1 protein-coding gene is annotated in these 1,254 nt (G+C 61.1%); it reads left to right on the top strand.

Going from position 1 to position 1,254, the window contains the following annotated elements:
• Nucleotides 1-723: 723 nt before the first annotated feature.
• Nucleotides 724-1,254 (top strand): acyl-CoA dehydrogenase family protein (locus G1E_RS29840; RefSeq protein WP_047150142.1); only part of this gene is annotated, 531 nt, incomplete at its 3' end.

Here is a 1,254-nt window from a genome sequence, read left to right as displayed (position 1 = left end):
CGGGCCAGTGAGGCCTGTGACAGGCGTGCGCGACCGCCTTGTTCATACGACACAATATCAAGCCATGCGCCAAAGCGTTCGCGCGCAAATCCCACAGGAATGATTGGCCCGAAACAAACGCAGGAACATTTTCAGCGCCTGTGAGATCGAGCGCCGCCCGCGCNNCGCGGGCGGCGCTCGGTCTTACAGGCGCCGAAGCTGCTGCGGCGAACAAAGCGGGCATCCGTGACCGAGCAGGTGCCACACTATCTTTCCAAGATGCGCGACTCAGAGTTACGCCAAAGCCACCAGATACCTACAGCCTGGCGAAACTTCGCTCATTTTCGCTCAACGGTACCCACCGCTGACTTAAAACCCTACGGGTATTGGCGTGGTCTTTCCCGTCGCTCGCAAAAAAACGTCCCTCATCCCCTCGGGAGGTTACGAAGTTTGCGGCTAATGCCACACCAGTCCAGAGATCACTTTGGACGTAGGAAATTTCTGCGACGCACGTAGGTACCAAGACTGATAGCTGCATGCCTTTTGATCTCACAGGTGCTGGAATGCTTGCTGCGAGCATCTGGTTCCGTTGACGCTCACTCAACCCCGCCCCTTCCCCGTCAATCAACATCCGACGCTCCAAATACGAGGATCTGTGACTGAACATCATCTGAATCGATCATGGTAGCCAGTCTTATTCGGCCGATCCTAGACTCGCCTCAAGCCCGCTCAAGGACCGCCCCCATGCCCGAGACCCTGCTCAGCCCCCGCAACCTCGCCTTCGAACTCTACGAAGTCCTCGACGCCGAAGCCCTCACCCAGCGCCCACGCTTCGCCGAACACAGCCGCGAAACCTTCGACGCCGCGCTGACCACCGCGCGCACCATCGCCGAGAAGTTCTTCGCCCCGCACAACCGCAAAGCCGATGAAAACGAGCCGCGCTACGTCAACGGCCGCGCCGAGCTGATCCCCGAGGTGAAACCCGCCGTCGACGCGTTCCTGGAGGCCGGTTTCCTCAACGCCAACCGCGACTACGACGCAGGTGGTATGCAACTGCCCAGCCTGGTCTCGCAAGCGTGCTTCGCGCACTTCCAGGCCGCCAACGCCGGCACCACAGCCTACCCGTTCCTGACCATGGGCGCGGCCAACCTGATCGAAAGCTTCGGCACCCAGGAGCAGAAGCGCCTGTTCCTGCAGCCGATGATCGACGGGCGCTTCTTCGGCACCATGGCCCTGACCGAACCCCACGCCGGCTCGTCGCTGGCCGATATCCGC

The sequence above is a fragment of the Pseudomonas sp. TJI-51 genome (genome assembly GCF_000190455.2).
Taxonomy (GTDB): Bacteria; Pseudomonadota; Gammaproteobacteria; order Pseudomonadales; family Pseudomonadaceae; genus Aquipseudomonas; species Aquipseudomonas juntendi.
This window is presented reverse-complemented; position numbering and strand designations above follow the sequence as displayed.